This window comes from Helcococcus bovis, assembly GCF_046035835.1.
In the GTDB taxonomy this organism is placed as follows: Bacteria; Bacillota; Clostridia; order Tissierellales; family Peptoniphilaceae; genus Helcococcus; species Helcococcus bovis.
Window position 1 is genome coordinate 1 of sequence record NZ_JBFNGB010000029.1, and the last position, 18920, is coordinate 18920.

The 18920-nt window shown below is 27.0% G+C and carries 18 protein-coding genes; all 18 read left to right on the top strand.

Going from position 1 to position 18920, the window contains the following annotated elements; genetic code table 11:
- Nucleotides 1–383 precede the first annotated feature (383 nt).
- On the top strand, nucleotides 384–881 hold the full coding sequence (locus ABGF48_RS07890) for a lanthionine synthetase LanC family protein (RefSeq protein WP_408105792.1): 498 nt from the start codon (nucleotides 384–386) through the stop codon (nucleotides 879–881).
- A complete protein-coding gene (locus tag ABGF48_RS07895; protein WP_408105793.1) occupies nucleotides 862–2478 on the top strand; it encodes an ATP-binding cassette domain-containing protein in 1617 nt (538 codons plus the stop codon). The genes ABGF48_RS07890 and ABGF48_RS07895 overlap by 20 nt, the downstream gene beginning before the upstream one ends.
- A 26-nt stretch (nucleotides 2479–2504) precedes the next feature.
- Entirely contained in the window at nucleotides 2505–3575 is a 1071-nt protein-coding gene (locus tag ABGF48_RS07900; protein WP_408105794.1) for a helix-turn-helix domain-containing protein, read from the top strand.
- Between the two features lie 660 nt (nucleotides 3576–4235).
- Entirely contained in the window at nucleotides 4236–5804 is a 1569-nt protein-coding gene (locus tag ABGF48_RS07905; RefSeq protein ID WP_408105795.1) for a transposase, read from the top strand.
- Between the two features lie 235 nt (nucleotides 5805–6039).
- Nucleotides 6040–6420 (top strand): hypothetical protein, encoded by a 381-nt coding sequence (locus tag ABGF48_RS07910; RefSeq protein WP_408105796.1) that lies wholly within the window; start codon nucleotides 6040–6042, stop codon nucleotides 6418–6420.
- Nucleotides 6421–6493: 73 nt separating this feature from the next.
- The gene (locus ABGF48_RS07915; RefSeq protein WP_408105797.1) at nucleotides 6494–6742 is read left to right on the top strand and encodes a hypothetical protein; all 249 of its coding nucleotides are present in this window, start codon (nucleotides 6494–6496) and stop codon (nucleotides 6740–6742) included.
- Nucleotides 6743–6822: 80 nt separating this feature from the next.
- Nucleotides 6823–7203 carry a hypothetical protein gene (locus ABGF48_RS07920; protein ID WP_408105798.1) on the top strand — a complete coding sequence of 127 codons (381 nt, stop codon included), beginning with the start codon at nucleotides 6823–6825 and terminating at the stop codon, nucleotides 7201–7203.
- Between the two features lie 9 nt (nucleotides 7204–7212).
- Complete coding sequence (locus tag ABGF48_RS07925) at nucleotides 7213–7764, top strand: hypothetical protein (protein ID WP_408105799.1); 552 nt, start codon at nucleotides 7213–7215, stop codon at nucleotides 7762–7764.
- A gap of 80 nt (nucleotides 7765–7844) precedes the next feature.
- Nucleotides 7845–8228 (top strand): hypothetical protein, encoded by a 384-nt coding sequence (locus ABGF48_RS07930; RefSeq protein ID WP_408105800.1) that lies wholly within the window; start codon nucleotides 7845–7847, stop codon nucleotides 8226–8228.
- Between the two features lie 328 nt (nucleotides 8229–8556).
- On the top strand, nucleotides 8557–10497 hold the full coding sequence (locus tag ABGF48_RS07935) for an ABC transporter ATP-binding protein (RefSeq protein WP_408105801.1): 1941 nt from the start codon (nucleotides 8557–8559) through the stop codon (nucleotides 10495–10497).
- A complete protein-coding gene (locus ABGF48_RS07940) occupies nucleotides 10487–11500 on the top strand; it encodes a BMP family ABC transporter substrate-binding protein (protein ID WP_408105802.1) in 1014 nt (337 codons plus the stop codon). Before ABGF48_RS07935 ends, ABGF48_RS07940 begins: the two co-directional genes overlap by 11 nt.
- Nucleotides 11501–11636: 136 nt before the next feature.
- On the top strand, nucleotides 11637–12725 hold the full coding sequence (locus ABGF48_RS07945; RefSeq protein WP_408105803.1) for a BMP family ABC transporter substrate-binding protein: 1089 nt from the start codon (nucleotides 11637–11639) through the stop codon (nucleotides 12723–12725).
- 50 nt (nucleotides 12726–12775) lie between these two features.
- A complete protein-coding gene (locus tag ABGF48_RS07950) occupies nucleotides 12776–14308 on the top strand; it encodes an ABC transporter ATP-binding protein (RefSeq protein WP_408105804.1) in 1533 nt (510 codons plus the stop codon).
- Nucleotides 14295–15440, top strand: coding sequence for an ABC transporter permease (locus ABGF48_RS07955; RefSeq protein WP_408105805.1), 1146 nt, complete (start codon nucleotides 14295–14297; stop codon nucleotides 15438–15440). The genes ABGF48_RS07950 and ABGF48_RS07955 overlap by 14 nt, the downstream gene beginning before the upstream one ends.
- A 9-nt stretch (nucleotides 15441–15449) precedes the next feature.
- Nucleotides 15450–16322, top strand: coding sequence for an ABC transporter permease (locus ABGF48_RS07960; protein ID WP_408105806.1), 873 nt, complete (start codon nucleotides 15450–15452; stop codon nucleotides 16320–16322).
- Nucleotides 16322–16987, top strand: coding sequence for a deoxyribose-phosphate aldolase (gene deoC / locus ABGF48_RS07965; RefSeq protein ID WP_408105807.1), 666 nt, complete (start codon nucleotides 16322–16324; stop codon nucleotides 16985–16987). The genes ABGF48_RS07960 and deoC overlap by 1 nt, the downstream gene beginning before the upstream one ends.
- Nucleotides 16987–17397 carry a cytidine deaminase gene (gene cdd / locus ABGF48_RS07970; RefSeq protein WP_408105808.1) on the top strand — a complete coding sequence of 137 codons (411 nt, stop codon included), beginning with the start codon at nucleotides 16987–16989 and terminating at the stop codon, nucleotides 17395–17397. Before deoC ends, cdd begins: the two co-directional genes overlap by 1 nt.
- A 4-nt stretch (nucleotides 17398–17401) precedes the next feature.
- The gene (locus ABGF48_RS07975; RefSeq protein WP_408105809.1) at nucleotides 17402–18724 is read left to right on the top strand and encodes a pyrimidine-nucleoside phosphorylase; all 1323 of its coding nucleotides are present in this window, start codon (nucleotides 17402–17404) and stop codon (nucleotides 18722–18724) included.
- Nucleotides 18725–18920 lie beyond the last annotated feature (196 nt).

Below are 18920 nucleotides of genomic sequence, written 5' to 3' on the forward strand. Positions count from 1 at the left end.
CTTTAAAATTTCTTTTTATTTTGTTGTCTGATATTTTTCCTACCTGTCTTTTATAGGATGAATATTTTCTAGATTTTCTTAAAATATTATAAATGTTTTCAAAAAATAGAATATTTACATATAGTGAAGATATAAAAAAAATAAAATAATTGTATCTACACTATATTGCGTATTAATTAGTATTTAGATATGCTTATATTAGCTTTATCAACAATATTAATTTGAAAAAAATAAAAGGAGTGTTGAATGAATATTTTAGATTTATAAAAATTACCGGTAACTAAACCATCAGGATTTGAAATCAATAGTTTAAAAAGTATATGCTGCAGAGGATGTGACTCATAAATATATAATAAAATAAAAAACAGAACGATCTCAATAATTTGATAGAAGACAAGTTTGGGTGTATTTTATTAAAACAAGATCAATCTAATATAAGCTCTCCATATTTTATGAATGGAAGTGTAGGTGTTGCATCTGTTCTATTAAGATATTATTTGTATACTAAAAATATTGAATATAAGAAGATAGCGATTACAATAATGGACTCTTTAATATATAATTTATCACTTCATACAGGTTTATTTGAAGGGATGTCAGGTATTGCGAACACATTTCTAGATTGTTATTTTATAGTTGGAGATGTTAAATATCTAAATGTTGCAAAAAGAATGGCGAATGATATAAGTAATTCATTACATATAAATAATAAATTTATATCAGGATATACAAGGGATGGAGAAAATCTTTCATTTTCATTTGATTATGGGTCTAGTGGAATTGCATTGTTCCTAGATAGACTTGTAAAGCAAAAAAAATATAATTTTATACCATTCTTAGATAGAGAAATGGAGTTAATTCATGAACAAAATGATAAATAAAATAATTAATAAGCACAAAAAGTTGTTTATAGGTGTTGTAGTACTAATTATAATATATTCTTTATTAAGTGTATTATCAGGTTATAGTCTTTCTTTTATGGTAAATATATTTGACAAAGATAATACTACTATTAAAGATGTATTTAAAGTGATATTTGTTATCCTATTTATAGATATAATGTCCTTAACATCATTGTATACAAAGTACTATTATCAATCAAAATTACAATCAAGACTTCGAAATGAAGTTAGGTTAGAATTGTCAAATAAAATAATACATCAGGACTACGAGAATTTTATTAAACGTGATTCTGGAACATATTTAGCATGGTTTACTAATGATATTAAAGAGATAGACAATAGATGTTTTGAAGGAGTTTTTAATATTATACATTCAATAACAAGTGTAATAGGTACTTTTATAGCTATAGCAACTTTCAATATTTGGATTTCAGTGACTACAACAGTTTTATCTATTACAATGGTATTTCTACCAAAACTAATGAATAATACAATTCAAAAAATCGGAGAAAAACATACAAAAGAAGAAGAATCATATATTTCTAAAGTAAAATCTTTGATTGAAGGATTTCCGGATTTATATGTTAGCAATAGTGAAGATTATTTTGATGCTAGATTGAAACAATATAGCAATGTCTATGAGTTAAATTATTTTCAATTTTTAATAATCCAACTCAAAACTGCAGTCTATTCAGCTGGGTTATCTTCTTTCTCCCAATTATGCTTATTGGGATTAACAATGATTTTTGTAAGCCTTGGAAAAGCTCCAATCGGCTCTATCCTTGCAATGGCTGGCTTAGGACAGGTGTTTATGGGTGGGATTTCTGGAATAGTTAATAGTCTAATTTCTATTAAAAGTTCAAATGTTTTCTTTAAGAAATATGAAAACATTGAGAAACGTGCTTTAAACCAGAATAAATTTATAGAATTAAATGATAAATTTAAAATAGAAACAAAGGACTTATGTTTTAGTTATAACGATAATAGTGAAAAGTTAAATTTTCCAGATTTAGATATTAACAACTTTAATAAAACTCTTATAAAAGGTGCGAATGGTAGTGGTAAAAGTACACTACTTCATTTAATATTAGGATTATATAAAGTTAACTCAGGGATTGTTAACATTGATGACAATAATGTTTCTGTAATTACTAAAGAGGAAATATTTAATAAAATCGCATATATGCAGCAATCACCTAAATTATTTATTGATACCATAAGAAATAATATTAAACTTAACTTGGATGTAAATGATTCACAAATTTGGGAAGTTTTAGCAACTTTGGGATTAGTTGAATTTGTTAAAGGTCTTCCAGGACAACTAGATTATAAGATTACAGATCAAGGCAAAAATTTATCTGGTGGCCAAAAACAAAGGTTCATACTCGCTAGACATTTATTGAGAGATGTAGATACAATAGTTTTAGATGAGGCAACTTCTAACATTGATATTGAAAGTAAATTATTTTTATACGAAAAACTCTTAAATAAAAATGATAGAGGGGTGATAATGGTAGATCATTCTATAAACAAAGAAAATGAGAGCTTATTTGATGATTTAATTATAATAAAATGATATACTTTTATTAAAAGGAAGTTATCATGAAAAAAAATATACATAAAAATATTAGAAATCTAAGGAAAGAAAAAGGATATAGTCAGGAAAAACTTGCAGAGTATGCAGATGTAAGTACTGGAGCGGTATCAAAATGGGAATCTGGAGAAACTACTCCGGATATTACTAATCTAATAAAATTAGCTCAAATATTTGGAGTGTCTGTTGATTTTTTAATTGGATATGTACTAGAACCAAATGGAACGTATTATTTTTTAAGAACAATTAAGGAAGCTTTGAAAAATAAAGATTTTATTGATAAACAGGATATTATTAAAAATGGACTAAAATATTATCCGAATAATTTAGAAATAATATATAGATCTGCTTTATTTTACATTTATTTTGGAATTTATGAAGAACAAAATGAAGAGATAAAAAAAGGAATTGAGTTACTATATAAATCATTATATTTATTGGATTACAGTGAAAATTTTAAGGTATCAAAACAACAAATCATAGTGGAACTTGCTAATGCTTATAGTTCTATAAACGAGGTAGATAAATCTATATCTTTATTAAAAGATAATAATGATGACAATGTGCATGATATTTTAATTGGAGTTTATTTATCTTTAAGAAATAATACCTCCTATGAAGCCTTAGAATATTTGTCTAGGTCTTATATAAAAAATATAACAGATACAATGATAATTATTGATGGTGTAGTAGAAACCTTAAAAAAATTAAAAAACTATAAAGAGGCATATAATTTATTGCTTTGGTATGAAAAATTTATAGATAGTATAAAGTCTGAAGATGATAAATTTTTTAAAAGTATAAAAATTATTACGATAGCTAATCAAGCTATAGTTAGATTAGCTTTGCATTCTAACTATGATTCAAATACTTCTGAAAAACTTATAAAAAAATGTAAAGATTTATACAACGAAAGTGTATCTACGTATGGGAATGAAACATCATTTAAATACTATTTTGGTAATGAACCAATAGATATATTTGGTGACGATGATTTGAATATGCAAATTAAAAGAATCGAACTTGAAGGATATACTGATGAATTTAGAAAAACTTGGAAATCAATCCATAAAAATTAAATAAGTAATTAACCATTTTGAAAAACAAAATGTTTGGGTTCTTTGTCAAATAGTGTTGATGGAGAATTAAAGTAGCAATTATTTCAGAGTTAGAGTAACAAAATTCTAACTCTGTTTTTGGATTAAATATTTGTATTTATATACCTATCATTATAAGAAATAATTATATTGCTCTAATTTTTAGAACTGGAAACGGAAGTGGAATGGCAGAAAAAATCTAAAAACGTACTTAAATCTTCCGTTTTTTTTGTATAATCGCAGGATGGGAATAAAATTGTGACAAGTCACAATTTTACGTCATGACACGGCAAGCACGAACGAAGTGAAGTGTGAGTCGATGTCTGGCCCTTCCTCATCGAATGAAGAAAAACGCGACCGAAGCATTTTTAGAATGAGATGTGAATGAGAATAGTCGCAAAATTTTATAAAATGGCTTAATTACAAGATATAAAGAGAATGAAAAATGGCTACTGGTACTCAAATGGTACTTGAAGCTAAAAAGAATAAATTGAATAATAGTCCAAGTAATTTACATGAGGACAAAAAATAAGGGGGCTGTTGCAAAATAAAAAATAGCCTTTAAATTACAAAAATTTAATAAAAACATAAAACAAGCCCTAGATGTTAAAATCTAGGGCTTGTTTTTGGTATAATATTAATATGAAAAGTAAAAATAATATACCATGCTTAAATTTTAATTTAAATCATGGACAAATTCAAGTTAAAATGGATTTTAATACTGATGTTGTGGTTGAAAATGACGCTAAATTAATGGTTTTGCAAAATTTAGTAAAGGAATTAAACTTAGATTTAATAAAAAATGCTTACTCTCAAAAAGGGAGAAAACCAGTAATAGACCCAATTTCAATGTTTCAGATTTTAATCTATTGTTATTCAGAAGGCATCAAATCATCAAGAGAAATAGAGAAAATGTGTAAATATGATCTTAGAATTTTGTATTTACTTCAAGGACAAAAATCTCCGGATCATTCTACTATCAATAGATTTAGACAAAAATTAGAACCTTTTGTAGAAAAAATATTAGAAAAAAATAATAAGTTTTTAATTGATAATAACCTTTTAGATGCTTCTAGTATTTACATTGATGGAACAAAAATTGAAGCAAATGCTAATAAATACACTTTTGTATGGAAAAAGGCGGTTATTAAATTTAAGGATAAGTTAATAAAAAAAGTAATTAAATATTTCAATCTTGATGAAACTATCGAAGAAAACTCTTTAATTAAGTTTTTAGAAAATGAGAATAAAAAAATTTCAAAAAAAATTGAATCAGAAAATATAGTAATTGTACATGGAAAAGGAAAAAGAAAAACAGATACACAAAAAAAATGTGAGTTAATTGATCAGTATCTAACTAAATTTTTAGAATACAATAAGCATTTGAAAATTATGGGAGAAAGAAATAGTTATTCAAAAACCGATCATGATGCAACTTTTATGAGAATGAAAGATGATCATATGTTAAATGGACAATTAAAACCGGCATATAATATACAATTTGCAACAAGTGGAAACTTCATTTTAGGAATTTATGGTTCTCACCATCCTTCTGATATGTATACATTACCTCTTTTAATAAATAAACTTTATCCAATATATAAAAATAAAATGGATAAAATTGTATGTGATGCTGGTTATGAAAGTGAAGAAAATTATGTGTTTTTAGATGAAAAAAAATTAAGAGCATTCATAAAACCTAGTAATTATGAGATATCAAAAACAAGAAAATATAAGAAGAAACAAGAATTTAGAGAAAATTTAATTTATGATAAAGATTTAGATCAATATAAAACTGAGGAAAGGAAAATTTTTCTAAGGATAAAAGATAGAAAAAAAGTTAAAAAAAGTGGATATATTTCAATTTCTAAAGTATATAAATGTTTTGATTGGAATTTAAATGGTACAAAAACTAAATCAATATGGTTTACTGAAATTTTTGAAAAATATAGATTAAAATCATTAGAAAATATAACTTCAAATGAAGGAATTAACGAAAGAGTTAATCGTTCTGTTCAAGCTAAAGGAGCATTTTCAAAATTAAAAGAAGGATTAAAATATAGTAGATTCAAACATAAAGGTCTTAAAAACATTTTAAGTGAAATGAATTTAATGGCTATAGAAATGAATTTAAATACATTAACATATAAAATTCTAAATAAAGATTTTAATCCTACAAGATATATATCAGTTGAAGAAAAAGTAGCATAGTAAAAAAAAATAAAAATTAGCTACCTTAGTTTTTTGTACCCAAAAATCAAATAATTTGGATATTTTTTAGAAAGTAGATTAAAAATATATTATATCAAAATATTGAAATTTCAATTAAAAAGTAAAAGCTATTACAAAATAACATTTTTAGTTATTTTGCAACAGCTCCTTTAATATTATATTGCTACTTATAAATTTAATTATAGAAATATTAATATCAAATAATATTAATAAAATGAAAATTAATTTTAATAATATAAATAGAAAAATTTATTCTAATTATGACGAATTTAGAAATAAGGTATTAAGTATGTTTATCTTATACAGTATTTTTATAAATATATCGCTCAATTTATTTGAAAGATTTAATATCTTAAGTATATTAACTTATTTTATTATTAATTATTATTTTAATATTAAGTTTAAGACTATAATTTTAAAATTAAAAGATATAAATATTATAAAGTTTAATTTTTATTGGTCAATTTATTCAATTTTAGGAATTATATCATATATTTTTATATCAAATAATCTAATCTATTTATTTTTAGCAAGTAATTATTCGATTGTAAAGGATGCATTAGAAGAGTCTAAAACATCAATATATAAATTTTAAATTTTATTTAACGAATTATTTATAATTTTATATGAATAATATTTTTAATTATTATTCATATTAAGGGGGCAAGATGGTAAAACTAAAAAAAATAAAAAAGGTATATATTATATACTTTATACTTGTAGCAGTAGTATTTATCTTTTCATATATACTTTCAACAAAAATGGACAGTAAGAATATTATAGAAAATATGGATCAAAATAAAATAAAAGAATTTTTTCAATATGTTGAATATAAAAATCGAATAATTATGATGCTTTTAAGTATTTCGATAAGTAGTAGTGTTTTGCTGTTAAAAGAGTTATTAAAAAATAAATAAAAAGTTTCATTTGAAATAAATTAATTTTCAAATGCACTATATTTAACTTAAAGAAAAAATAATAAAAATAGGAGTAAAATATGGAATTAGTATTACCACAAAATTATGTAGAGATAGAACAAGAAGAGATGGAATATTTAGATGGGGGTGGGGTACCAAGATGGTTGGCAGCGGCAGGTTTTGATATTGCTTTACTTGCGATACCTGCATTAGCTCCACTTGCTGGGATAAAATTTTTAGGAAAACAAGCTGCACAAAGTTTAATAAAAAAATTTGCACCTAAAATTGCAGGAGCTGTAAAAACAGTAGCAACAAAAGTTTTGGGTTTTTCAATTTCATTTTCTGCAAATAGAATAGCAAATCTTATTGTTGATGGGGCTTCAAACTTTACAAGTATTGGAGGAGTAGCAGCATATGCACTTGATTATTTAGATGGAGATCTTAATGGTTGGATCTTTTAGGATGAAAATATGAAATTGTCTATAGAATATAAGGAAGATTTCCCAAATTTAGTAAGAATAAAATCGGATAAAAAAATTCTATTTTTTGAAAAGTTAAAATCAAAAAATAATTTTATAATCGAAAATCAAACTCAACTTTCTATTGAAATATTGCCATATTATGAAGGGAGTATATTAAATAAAATTTTTTATTATTTTAATTTTTTACTAATTCTTTTAACAGGAATGAGTGATGAAAATTTATTTAATAATATAAAATCAACTTGCATAAATTTTGATAATTTGAAATTTGTAGATAAACTAAATATTGAAATTTTTAAAAATATAGAAGTAATACAAAATGTAGAATACAAATTTGAAGAATATGTAAATAAAAAACATTATATACCATTTTTTTTGATATTTTGTTTACCTATATTCATACTTTTAACATATTTATATATTAATTTATTGTCAGTTCAAACAAATAGTATTTTAAAATATGTACTTTTGACATTTATTTTTATAATATTTAGTATATTATTTTATAAAAATTTCAAACTTATTAAGATGATTAGATAAAAAATAGACATATGTTACAAATTTTATGATATTCATAAAGAACGGTAAGTTTCATAAAAAAATAAAAATAGGAGGAAAATATGGAATTAGTATTACCACAAAATTATGTAGAGATAGAACAAGAAGAGATGGAATATTTGGATGGGGGAGTAAGTCTTGGAAAACATTGGTGGAATAATAGAGGGAATATAGCTAAAGCTATAGATGTAGCATTAATAGTTATCGGTGTGGGAGTTTCAGCTTATCAAGGATATGCATTAAAAAAATATTTAAAGGATAATGGTAGAAAATGGGCTAAAACAGTTACTCCAGTTGTAATGAAGTATGTAGGGATTTCAATTGGGTCGGCATTATCTGCGGTAATAAATATAGCATTAACGCTAGTAGGAACTTCTATAGGTGGACTTATAGCATACGGTCTAGATGTAGTAGATGGAAGATTAGATGGATATATTTATGCATAACAAGATAACAATGATACTACTTATAATTTTTATAATATTGTTAGTAATGTTATTATTTACAACAATAAAAGGTTTTAAGGACAAGGACTTTTCACCGTTGAAAAAATATCTAAATTTTTATATTATAGGTATCTTAGTTACCGGAATTTTAGCTGTATTAAACATAATTTTTCAAAATAGGTGATACTTATTTGATAATGATATAAATAATCAATACAAAAAATCCACGCAGGCACCTCCGTAGGAACTTCAGGTCCGAGGACCAGTGTCGTAAGTGGATTTTTTGTATTGCTCTTTTATAAATGATATAATAATTTCTGAGGTAAATATGGCAGAAATTACAGTTAGTAAATTGGCTAAATCATTTGGAATTAAGGAAATTTTTTCAGATATAAGTTTTAATTTAAATATTGGTGATAAGGTAGGTATTGTTGGGCCTAATGGGGCTGGGAAGACTACTTTGTTTAACATTCTTACTGGAAAAGATAACGAATTTGAAGGAAATGTTTATTTAAGAAATAATGTCAAAATTGGATATATGCATCAAAATATTAGTTTAAATAGCGATAAGACCATTTATGAAGAGATGCTTGAAGTTTTTGATTATATTCATGATATTGAAAGAAGACTTAAAGAACTTGAGGAAAAATTAGAAAATCATGATGATTTAGAGGAATTAGAAAAAAATACAATTAAATATACCGAGCTTATTGAACAATATTCTGAATTGGGTGGAGCATATTTTGAAAATAAAATTGAAGCTGTACTTATAGGAATGGGATTTGGAAGAGAAAGATTTAATGATGATATTGTAAATTTGAGTGGTGGAGAAAAATCTAGATTAGAGCTTGCAAAATTATTGATATCTGATTCGGATATATTATTTTTGGATGAGCCAACAAACCACTTGGATATGCAGACTATTGAATTTGTTGAGAGTATCATCAAAGAAAGTAGAAAATTAGTGGTATTTATATCTCATGATAGATATTTCTTGGATAAAGTGGCTAATAGAATATTCTTACTGGAAAATGGAAAGTTAAATATATATAACACCAATTATACAAATTTCATTGAAAGAAGAAAAAAGGAAATAGAAGTCGCTCAAAGAGCATATGAAAATCAACAAAAAGAGATTGAAAGACAAGAAGAGATAATTGAAAGATTTGCTAACCTTGGTGGATCTATGAGAAAACGAGGTATTTCTCAATCACGCTCTAGACAAAAATTATTGGATAAAATGAAATTAATGGATAGACCGGAAATTTTTGATGATAAAATGGCGTTGAAATTTACACCTGCAAGGGTTAGTGGACAAGATGTGTTAAGTGTTTCTAATATTTCAAAGTCGTTTGATGATAAAATGCTTTATCAAGATATTTCATTTAACATTTATAGAGGTCAAAAAGTTGGACTTATAGGTGGAAATGGTACTGGTAAAACGACATTGTTTAAGATGATACTTCATAAACTTAAGCCGGATGATGGAGAAGTTAGACTTGGAGAAAGTGTATTTCCAGAATATTTTGATCAAGAACAAAAAAATTTAGATTTAGATAAAACTATAATTGATGAAGTTTGGGATAAATATCCTAGTTTAACACATTATGATGTAAGATCGTATTTAGCACGTTTTATGTTTATCGGAGATGACATTTTTAAGATTGTTGGAGATTTGAGTGGGGGTGAAAGGTCTAGAATTACTTTATTAGAGCTTATGTTATCAGACTCTAATTTCTTACTTATGGATGAACCTACAAACCATTTAGATATTGATTCAAAGGAAGTTTTGGAAGATGCCTTAAATTCATATGAAGCAACGGCATTTATGATTAGTCACGATAGATATTTTTTAAATAAAGTTTGCGATACTATTCTTGAAATTAAAGATGGAAAATTGAATATTTATAATGGAAATTATGATTATTACTTATCTAAGCAAGAATCTAGTGAGAATGTTTATAATAATGAAACTATCAACAAAACTCAAAAGAAAAAAGAAATTAGGCGTGAAAAAGATTTTAATAAAAAGATTAAACAGATTAAAACATCTATAAAAAAATTAGAGAATAGAATTGAAGAAATAGACAATACAATAGAAGATATAAATATTGAATTTACTAAAAAAGAAGTCTATGAGGACTTTGAAAAAACTAGTGAATTGAATGGTAAGATAAAAATTCTTACTGAAGAAAAAATAAAGATAGATGAAGAGTGGTTTGAATTAAATCAACAATTAGAAGAAATGGAAAATACAGATGAAGAATAAAAAACTAGTTAAATTATTTATTATGTTAATTTTTGTAATGTTTATAACATCTTGTAAAAAAAATGATGAAAATAGTACAAATATTTCATTGGTATTATTAAATGAAAATATTGAAAATGATGGAAGAGCAAAGCAAATATATGATTCAATTCAAAATAATAAAAAAGAATCTAATTTTAATTATTATATTTCAAATAACAATCAAAGTTTTAATAATAGATTAAAAAATATTTTAGAAAATAAAAAGAATGATTTGATAGTTGTAGATAGTTTTTTAGTTAATAATGAATTAGAAAATGCTGCTGAATCAAATCCAAATTCAAATTTTATAGCTATTGATACGGTTATAGATCCTATTAGAAAAAATGTAAATTCAATTTTATTTAAAACTGAAGAATCATCATATTTAGCAGGATATTTAGCAGGGTTGGTTACTAAAACAAATAAAATAGGATATGTTGGGCCAACAAAAGGATTAATTAATGATCCATATGAATATGGTTTTAAGGCAGGGATTTTACAAGCTTCAAAAGAATTAAAAAAGTCTATAGATTTTTATTCTCAAAATATAGATGATTTTAACAATGAAAAGCTAGGTAGTGAAATAGCTGATAAGATGTATGAAGATGGAGTTGACATAATATATCAAACCGTTTGGAATACAGGATTAGGAATCATCGAAAGTGCAAGAAAAAATAATAAATATTATATTGGATTTGATGAAGATCAATCAAAAATTTCTCCTTCAAATCATATAATTTCTGTGTTAAAAAGATATGATAATGTAATAAAAACAGAATTAGAAGGTTATTTAAGAACAAAAAAAATTGATGGTTCTAAAAAAGTATTGGGAATTAAAGAAGGAGCAGTTGGAGTTTCAAAGTATCAAGAAAATAACATTTATGACAAAAAAACTTATGATAAAATACTACCTTTAATTGAAAAAATAAAAAAAGGAGAAATAAAGATACCTTTTGATATTGAAAGTTATGATAAGTATTGAAAATGAACATGTTTTCAATTTTGTATTTAAAATATATTATAATAGTGAATACTTTTTCAAAAAATACTAGCGAAATATATAAAAACATAATATAATAAATGTATACAATAAAGTATAAATTTTATGGAGGAGAAAAATGAAAAAATTATTATCATTTTTATTAGCATTCGTGCTTGTATTTTCATTAGTTGCTTGTGGTACAACAAAGCAAAATGAAATAAAGAAAGAAGAAAAATCATCAGAAACAAAAGTTGAACCTAAAAAATCAGATAAAGATTTTAAGGGTAAGTTAGCAGGTATGGTTACAGATACGGGAGGAGTTGATGATGAATCATTTAACCAATCAGCGTGGAAAGGTTTACAAAAGTTAAAAAATGATACCGGAGCAGAAGTAACATATATTCAATCTGATCAAGATTCTGATTATTTACCAAATTTAAATCGATTAGTAGATAAAAATGTTGATGTTGCTTGGGGTATTGGTTTCTTATTAGCTAATCAAGTAGAAATGGCAGCGCAACAATCTCCTGATAAAAATTTTGCAATAATTGATTATGCATATGAAAAAACTCAACCAAATTTAACAGGAGTAGTATTTAAGGCACAAGAGCCTTCATATTTGGTGGGTTATATCGCTGCTAATACAACTAAGACAAATAAAGTAGGATTTGTTGGAGGTAAAAAGGGTGTTATTATTGATCAATTCGATTATGGCTTCAGAGCAGGCGTAAAAGATGCTGCCAAAGAGTTAGGAAAAAAAATTGAAGTGGTTGTACAATATGCTGATAGCTTCAATGATGAAGCTAAGGGAAAATCAATAGCAACAAAGATTTTTAATGGTGGTGCTGATGTTGTTTTCCACGCTGCAGGGGGTGCAGGTAAAGGTGTTATTGAGGCGGCAAAAGAAGCTAATAAATTTGCAATTGGGGTGGATCAAGATCAATCAAGATTAGCTCCAAAGAATGTTTTGACATCAGCATTAAAGAGAGTAGATGTTGCAATATATGACGTGACAAATAAAATTTTATCAGGTGAAAAGATTGGTGGGAAAACTCTAGTTTATTCTTCAAAGGAAGCAGCAGTAGGTATCCCGGATCACACAGATAAATCATTATATCCAAAAGAATTACATGAAAAAGCTATGCAAAAGCAAAAAGATATCATTGATGGTAAAATTGTACCACCATTCAATGAAGAAACATGGAATAAATATAAGGCTAATTAATTTGAAGGGGTATACATACCCCTTCTTTATTTATAATAAAGGAGTAAAAGATGTCAGGAAATAAATATGCAGTACAAATGACAGGTATTGTTAAAAGATTTGGTACATTTACAGCTCTTGATAATGTAAATTTAAATGTAAAAAAAGGTACTATTCACGCTATATTAGGTGAAAATGGTGCTGGAAAATCTACATTGATGAATGTACTTTATGGTTTATATCAAGCCGAAGAAGGTGAAATAAAAATCAATGGAGAGGTAAAAAACATTAAAGATCCAGGTGTTGCTATTAAAAATGGTATAGGTATGGTTCATCAACATTTTATGTTGGTTCATAATTTTACAGTTGTTCAAAATATTTTATTAGGAAAAGAAATAACTAAAAGTGGAATTTTCTTAGACTATAAAAAAAGTAGACAAAAAGTTCAAGAGTTAGTAGATAAATACGGATTAAATGTTGATTTAGATGCAAAAATTGAAAATATTTCTGTAGGTATGCAACAAAGAGTTGAAATTTTAAAGGCTTTATACAGAGAAGCGGACATTCTAATTTTAGATGAGCCAACAGCTGTTTTAACACCTCAAGAAATATTAGAATTAATTGAAATAATGAATAATTTAACCAAACATGGAAAAACTATTATAATTATCACTCATAAATTGGATGAAATTAAAAAGTCAGCAACAGAGTGTACAATTATTAGACGTGGTAAATATATTGATACAGTTAATGTTTTTGACGTTAGTACAAATGATTTAGCAACTATGATGGTTGGACATGCAGTTAAGTTAAAAGTTGATAAAAATAAAGCTGAACCAAAAGAGGTAATTTTTGAAATCAATAATTTAGTGGTTGAAGACGATAGAAGTATAGCTGCAGTAAAAGATTTAAATTTAAAAATTAGAAAAGGTGAAATTTATGGAATTGCAGGTATTGATGGTAATGGTCAAAAAGAATTAGTTGAAGCAATAACTAATTTAACAAAAGTAAAATCGGGAACCATTACTATTAATGGAGTTCAAATCCAAAATTCGACACCTAAAACAACAATAGAAAACAAAATAGCAACAATTCATGAAGATAGGCTTAAAAGAGGTATCGTTCCAGATTTTACAGTTGCGGAGAATTCTGTAATAGGAAATTATGGACAAAAGCCATTTTCAAATGGAGGTATTTTAAATTTTGCAGAAATTAATAAATTTGCAGATGAGCTTATAACTGCTTATGATGTTAGACCTGCCGATGGTAAGGGATTAAAAGCAAGATCACTTTCAGGTGGGAATCAACAAAAATTAATTATTGCCAGAGAAATTTCATCAAATCCGGAGTTGTTAATAGCTGTTCAGCCTACAAGGGGGCTTGATGTAGGAGCGATAGAATATGTTCATAAAGCTTTAATTTCCCAAAGAGATGAAGGAAAAGCTATTTTATTGATTTCTTTTGAATTAGATGAAGTTATGAATGTATCAGATAAAATAGGTGTAATATACAAAGGGAAAATTCAAGAAGAATTTTTACAAGGAGAAAAAACGGAAAAAGAAATAGGATTACTAATGGCTGGAGGTAAAAATGAAAGAAAATAAATTAAATAAACTTTTTACTAATCAGTTGTTTACAACACTTTTAGCTATATTTTTGGGATTGATATTAGGTGCTGTTTTATTGTTAATAACAAAAATAAATCCTATCGAAGCTTATAAGCAAATGATGGTAGGAGTATTTGGTAGTCAAAGAAATATTGCTGAAGTAGTTATAAAAGCAACACCTATAATTTTAACAGGAGCATCTGTTGCATTTGCATTTAAAACAGGTTTGTTTAACATTGGTGCTGAAGGGCAATATATGTTCGGATTTACTTTGGCTGGAATAGTTGGTATATTGTTAAATTTGCCATGGTTTATTCAAATCCCATTACTATTATTAGTAGGTATGTTAGCTGGAATAATTTTTGGTGGGTTATCAGGATTTTTGAAAGCAAAATTTGGAGTTCATGAAGTTATTTCAGGAATAATGATGAATTGGATAGCTTTACATTTTCATAATTATGTAGCTTTATCTTCACCTTTATTTATTCAAGAAACGTCGGGAACAGATGCTATAAATATATCAGGACAAATTAAATTATTTGCAGCACAAAAAGCTGCTGGAGATTATCAAAGCATAGTAAATGTTCCAGTGATAGGTAAAATTTTAGGTAGAAGTGATATAAATTATGGAATTATTATTGCGGTTATAGCTGCTATTGTTTTACATTATATTATTAAAAAATCAACATTGGGATATCAATTAAGAGCTGTAGGTTTCAACAAACATGCAGCAGAATTTGCTGGTATTAATGTAAATAAAAATATAATCAGAGCTATGGCTATATCTGGGGCAATTGCCGGTTTAGCAGGAGCTGTAAATATTATGGCACTTTCACCACATAAGATCACAAGTTTAGCAGCTTTTGAAAATTATGGATTTGACGGGTTATCAGTTGCATTGATAGCTGGATCTAATATTTTAGGGACAATTTTAGCTGCGATTTTATACTCGGTATTAAAAATTGGTGGAAATATTATTCAATTGCAGTATAATGCACCAACAGAAATTATTTCAATTTTAATTGGTGGTATTATATTCTTTATTGCTTTAGCAAATATTTTACCTTATTTAGCAGATAAAATTGCAAGTAGAAAACTAAAGAAAAAAGATAATAAATCAAATAGCTAGGAGGAGAAAATGAATAGTATATTAACAATAATTATAATAACTTTGATGTATTCAACTCCACTAGTTTTTGGAGCAATGGGTGGCGTAATATCTGAAAAATCAGGTGTTGTAAATATCGGTATAGAGGGAATGATGGCAATAGGAGCATTTACAGGGGCAGCAGTTTCTTACTATACAGGTAGTCCATGGACTGGATTTATTGCAGCAGGATTTGCAGGGGCTGTTTTTGGATTAATTCATGCAGTTGCATCGGTTACATTTAGAGCGGATCAAACAGTTTCAGGTATTGCGATTAATATGATTGGTGCTGGTATGGCATTTTTCATTTCTAAAGTATTATTTGGAGCTGCAAATACTCCAACGGTTACACACAAATTACCAAAAGTATTTGGTATAGAAGCAACTTCAATCGTTGCATTTATAATTGTAACTCTATTATGGATATTCCTATATAGAACAAAATGGGGATTAAGATTATTATCAGTTGGGGAACATCCAGCGGCAGCAGATACATTGGGAATTAATGTATATAAAGTTAGATATTTAGCAGTTATAATGTCTGGATTCTTTTCTGGATTAGGTGGTGGTACGGTGACACTTTCATTACTTTCAAACTTTACTACAACATCTATAGCAGGACAAGGATTTATAGCATTAGCAGCTGTTATTTTTGGTAAATGGACACCACATGGAGCTTATGGAGCAGCTTTAATTTTTGGGCTTGCTCAAGCGATTTCGGTATATTTGGGTGGTTCAACATTTATACCATCAGAATTTATTGCGATGATACCATTTGTAATGACATTGGTAATATTAGTATTTGTAGGTAAATCAGAAGCACCAAAGGCTGATGGTGTACCATATATAAAGGGAGTTAGATAATGGATATTAAAAATATTTTAAGTAAAGCAGATCATACACAATTAGCACAAGCAGCAACATGGGAAGATATAAAAAAATTAATAGATGAAGCTATTGAGTATAAAACAGCTTCAGTATGTATCCCAGCATCATATATAAAAAAAGCTAAAGAATATGCAGAAGGAAAAATGGTATTATGTACAGTAATCGGTTTTCCAAACGGATATTCAACAACAGCAACAAAAGTTTTTGAAACAAAAGATGCTATCGAAAATGGTGCAACAGAAATTGATATGGTTATAAATATCGCTGAATTGAAAAATAAAAATTATGAATTTGTATTAAATGAAATTAAAGAAATTAAAGCAGCATGTGGAGATAATATTTTAAAAGTTATCATTGAAACAGCATTGTTAACAGAAGAAGAAAAAGTTAAAATGTGTGAAATAGTTTCTGAATCAGGTGCTGATTTTATTAAGACATCAACAGGATTTTCAACAGGTGGAGCAACATTTGATGATATTGCATTATTCAAAAAACACGTTGCACCTCACGTGAAAATTAAAGCAGCTGGTGGAATTTCATCATTAGATGATGCACAAAGATTTATAGAATTAGGTGCAGAAAGACTTGGAACAAGCAGATTAGTAAAATTAGCAAGAAATGAAGAGGCTCAAGGTTATTAATGATAAAAGAAGATATTAGACTTGCTCTGGATAACTTAAAATTTTCCAGAGCAATTTATTCAAATTTTAAGGTATCATCAGTTTTAACTGCTAAAAATGGTAAAAAATATACAGGTGTAAATATTGAATCTGCTTCATATACTCCTACTATTTGTGCTGAAAGAACAGCTTTTTTCAAAGCCGTTTCAGAAGGTGTTTTAGAATTTGAAAGCATAGTTATAGTTGGTGGTAAAAATGGAAAAGTAACTAACCTAACTCCTCCATGTGGTGTATGTAGACAAGTTATGATGGATTATTGTGATCCAAAGACTTTTAAGATAATTATTGCTATAGATGAAGATAACTATGAAGAATATACTTTAGAACAGCTACTACCATTGGGATTTGGAGCTAAGAATTTGGAAGGATAAAAATATGAGAATGATAGATCTTATTGAAAAGAAAAAACACGGTGAAGAATTAACTAAGGAAGAAATTAAATATTTCTTAGATGGATTTGTAAAGGGGGAAATACCTGATTATCAAGTATCAGCAATGCTGATGGCAATATATTTCAAGGGAATGACTGATAACGAAATGTTAGAATTTACTCTTGGAGTGAGAGATAGTGGGGATGTTGTAGATCTTTCTTCAATTAAGGGAATCAAAGTAGATAAACATTCAACAGGTGGTGTTGGTGATAAAACAACACTAGTTATTGCACCAATAGTTGCATCATTTGGAGCTAAAATGGCTAAAATGTCAGGCAGAGGACTAGGTCACACAGGCGGAACTGTAGATAAAATGGAATCTATTCCAGGGATGAATACATCATTAGAAACTCAAAAATTTATTGATATTGTTAATGAAGTAGGAGTTTCAGTAATTGGTCAAACTGGTAATTTAGCACCAGCAGACAAAAAACTTTATGCGTTAAGAGATGTTACATCAACAGTTGATAGTATACCACTTATTGCTGGGTCAATAATGTCAAAAAAATTAGCGGCAGGTAATGATGCTATAGTATTAGATGTAAAAACAGGTTCCGGTGCATTTATGAAAACGTTAGATTCCGCAATAGAACTTGCAAGTAAAATGGTTTCAATAGGAGAAAATGCCGGAAAGAGAACTATTGGATTAATTACAGAAATGGACATTCCTTTAGGATACAATATTGGTAATTCATTAGAAGTTATTGAAGCAGCTCAAACATTGCAAGGTCACGGTCCAGAAGATTTAACAAATGTATGTGTTGAACTTGCATCAAATCTATTATATATGACTGAATTAGATACATTAGAAAATTGTAGAGAAAAAGTTAGAAAAGTTATACATGATGGAACAGCATTCAGCAAATTTGTAGATTTTGTAAAAGCTCAAGGTGGAGATGCTTCATATGTTGAAAATTTAGACAAATTTGAAAAAGCAACAATTGCCCATGAAGTAAAATGTAAAACTTCAGGATACGTTTATGAAATGGATACAGAAAAAATAGGGATATCATCAGTAGTTTTAGGTGCTGGTAGAAAAACTAAGGAAGATGTAATTGACTTTGCTTCAGGTATTAAACTTGTTAAAAAGACAGGAGATGAAGTGAAAGAAGGAGATACATTAGCAATTCTTTATACAAATGATGAATCATCTGTTAAAGACGCAGAAACTCTAGTTTTAGAAGGTTACACATTAAGTGACCAAAAACCAGAATTAAAACCATTAATACTTGCAAGAGTAAGTAAAGATGGAGTGGAAATATATTAAACACATGTATTTTAGCGTTGTTTTATAATTACAGGTAAAAAATTTTTATACATTCATGTATTATAATTAATTTAAGATATTACAGGTAAAAAATCGGTCAAAATTTATAATTTTATGATTTATTATCTGTAATTTTTATTTGTATAAAGAATACATGAATTTTTCTAAAAATTTTTACCTGTAATATTTATTTATA

Bases quoted from the DNA above. Each gene is read 5' to 3' on its own strand.
- ABGF48_RS07895 (WP_408105793.1), top strand. From the start codon at position 862: ATGAACAAAATGATAAATAAAATAATTAATAAGCACAAAAAGTTGTTT.
- ABGF48_RS07900 (WP_408105794.1), top strand. From the start codon at position 2,505: ATGAAAAAAAATATACATAAAAATATTAGAAATCTAAGGAAAGAAAAA.
- ABGF48_RS07905 (WP_408105795.1), top strand. From the start codon at position 4,236: ATGAAAAGTAAAAATAATATACCATGCTTAAATTTTAATTTAAATCAT.
- ABGF48_RS07910 (WP_408105796.1), top strand. From the start codon at position 6,040: ATGAAAATTAATTTTAATAATATAAATAGAAAAATTTATTCTAATTAT.
- ABGF48_RS07915 (WP_408105797.1), top strand. From the start codon at position 6,494: ATGGTAAAACTAAAAAAAATAAAAAAGGTATATATTATATACTTTATA.
- ABGF48_RS07920 (WP_408105798.1), top strand. From the start codon at position 6,823: ATGGAATTAGTATTACCACAAAATTATGTAGAGATAGAACAAGAAGAG.
- ABGF48_RS07925 (WP_408105799.1), top strand. From the start codon at position 7,213: ATGAAATTGTCTATAGAATATAAGGAAGATTTCCCAAATTTAGTAAGA.
- ABGF48_RS07930 (WP_408105800.1), top strand. From the start codon at position 7,845: ATGGAATTAGTATTACCACAAAATTATGTAGAGATAGAACAAGAAGAG.
- ABGF48_RS07935 (WP_408105801.1), top strand. From the start codon at position 8,557: ATGGCAGAAATTACAGTTAGTAAATTGGCTAAATCATTTGGAATTAAG.
- ABGF48_RS07940 (WP_408105802.1), top strand. From the start codon at position 10,487: ATGAAGAATAAAAAACTAGTTAAATTATTTATTATGTTAATTTTTGTA.
- ABGF48_RS07945 (WP_408105803.1), top strand. From the start codon at position 11,637: ATGAAAAAATTATTATCATTTTTATTAGCATTCGTGCTTGTATTTTCA.
- ABGF48_RS07950 (WP_408105804.1), top strand. From the start codon at position 12,776: ATGTCAGGAAATAAATATGCAGTACAAATGACAGGTATTGTTAAAAGA.
- ABGF48_RS07955 (WP_408105805.1), top strand. From the start codon at position 14,295: ATGAAAGAAAATAAATTAAATAAACTTTTTACTAATCAGTTGTTTACA.
- ABGF48_RS07960 (WP_408105806.1), top strand. From the start codon at position 15,450: ATGAATAGTATATTAACAATAATTATAATAACTTTGATGTATTCAACT.
- deoC (WP_408105807.1), top strand. From the start codon at position 16,322: ATGGATATTAAAAATATTTTAAGTAAAGCAGATCATACACAATTAGCA.
- cdd (WP_408105808.1), top strand. From the start codon at position 16,987: ATGATAAAAGAAGATATTAGACTTGCTCTGGATAACTTAAAATTTTCC.
- ABGF48_RS07975 (WP_408105809.1), top strand. From the start codon at position 17,402: ATGAGAATGATAGATCTTATTGAAAAGAAAAAACACGGTGAAGAATTA.